2 protein-coding genes and 1 pseudogene are annotated in these 1,489 nt (G+C 35.9%); 1 reads left to right on the forward strand and 2 read right to left on the reverse strand.

Annotated elements, in window-relative coordinates; all coding sequences use genetic code 11:
• A pseudogene (locus ACFIQC_RS09795) lies at positions 1 to 308 on the reverse strand (hypothetical protein); the annotation flags it as partial.
• 66 nt (positions 309 to 374) lie between these two features.
• Between ACFIQC_RS09795 and ACFIQC_RS09800 the strand changes: the two are divergent.
• On the forward strand, positions 375 to 1,046 hold the full coding sequence (locus tag ACFIQC_RS09800) for a hypothetical protein (RefSeq protein ID WP_375707131.1): 672 nt from the start codon (positions 375 to 377) through the stop codon (positions 1,044 to 1,046).
• An 87-nt stretch (positions 1,047 to 1,133) separates the two neighbouring features.
• Here ACFIQC_RS09800 and ACFIQC_RS09805 read toward each other — a convergent pair whose 3' ends face one another.
• Positions 1,134 to 1,364 (reverse strand): hypothetical protein, encoded by a 231-nt coding sequence (locus ACFIQC_RS09805; RefSeq protein WP_208434686.1) that lies wholly within the window; start codon positions 1,362 to 1,364, stop codon positions 1,134 to 1,136.
• Positions 1,365 to 1,489 lie beyond the last annotated feature (125 nt).

The raw sequence follows: 1,489 nt of genomic DNA on the forward strand, positions 1-1,489 counted from the left end.
GGTATCCCCTCATACGGTATCTGATGCTGTTCACACCACGCCGTTAACGTTGCTAACAAACCACCGTAAACATGCGCGGCATCTGTACCTTTATGACGCCTCACCTCTTCAAAATACACCACGTCAATTTGACCTGCTGTCTGCTTTATTTCTGATAGCCATTGTTTAAAACGCAAGTAACGCATTCCACCGCCTTCAAAACGGCGTGATTGAAAATTCACGGTACCACTGAACATGTCACCACTTGCACCACGTATCGCCCACCCCGTTTTGGTACCTAGATCAAAACAAAGAATCGTGTTAATCACCGCTCCTCTCCATACAAAACGTATTTTATAAAATTACTGTTTTCCCAAAGCGGAGGAGAAAGAGATATGAGAAATATGCAAGAAAATTTTGTAGAATTAACTGACATTACAATTAACATGAACAATAAATTGAATAACATTGAAACAGAACTCGCAACATTCAAAAGACAAAGTATATTGAAAAAAGACCTTCCCCAAATGATAAGAAATTCCTTAGAAACTTTGTGGACAGAAAACATAGCAGAAGGTTTAGGACCAAAGATGAAAGTTGAGATCTTTAATCTTAAACCTGAAGATCTATCACCAGAAGGTATTCTCATAGAATTTTCCATCAAAAACCCCACAGACCGACCAATGAAAATGAACTATATACGAATAGATGAAAATAGCCCTTTCGAATTCGTTCAAGCATTCTATCCAACTCCTTATCCATACTCTCAAAGCTCTCCAAGAAGCATTCTTAAAACATCTCCCAAATGTATCGATTTAATAACTCCCGTTACAACAAATCCTGTCATCCAAAACAACGTATTAGAAAGAGGAATTGACCTATTTACAGTGAATGGTGGGTATAGTTTTCGATGGGAATTAAAAATTCGCTCCATAGAAACAGAAAATCATGATAAACTATCCGTTCTGATCTTTATCTTAGAACATACTTCATCATATGACCCACATAAAACACTTGAAGTTCGCTTTTGGCCCAGCTTTTTTCGAAAATTAAGTCATCAACGATGATAATCTTATAAGATTGGGAATTAGGTTTTACTTATCTTCTCACCTATTAAGGTGAGAAGATAAAAGTATTTATTAGTTTGTTCTTTTTCATGAATCATAACCTCCAAAGGTTCCTATAACTCTTCTTTCTTGTACTTTCTTTTTCAACTCTTCAATTGACATATTTAACTTTACAATTAATATATCTTTTTCCTTCAGTTCTGTTTTGAGCTCTTGTTCTCTATTGCGATAGAGCAAAACAAAAAAGAACATAGCGATAACACAAAAGAACATAACCGCATTGGTAGTAAAAAACGTAATAATTGCTACTAAACTCATCTTTCTCTCCTCACTTACCCTTCTTCTTACTCTTCTTATTCTTATGAAGCGGCGCTTTTACTGCTTCATCACGCGGCTTAAGCTCTTGCTTCAGTTGTTTAATTTCCTTGTCACGTTCTTCAATT

Origin of the sequence: Bartonella sp. AA126HLJHH, assembly GCF_042197425.1 — a bacterium.
Lineage (GTDB): Bacteria > Pseudomonadota > Alphaproteobacteria > Rhizobiales > Rhizobiaceae > Bartonella.

Excerpts from the sequence above, each read along its gene's own strand:
- ACFIQC_RS09800 (WP_375707131.1), top strand. The coding sequence starts at position 375 with ATGAGAAATATGCAAGAAAATTTTGTAGAATTAACTGACATTACAATT.
- ACFIQC_RS09805 (WP_208434686.1), bottom strand. The coding sequence starts at position 1,364 with ATGAGTTTAGTAGCAATTATTACGTTTTTTACTACCAATGCGGTTATG.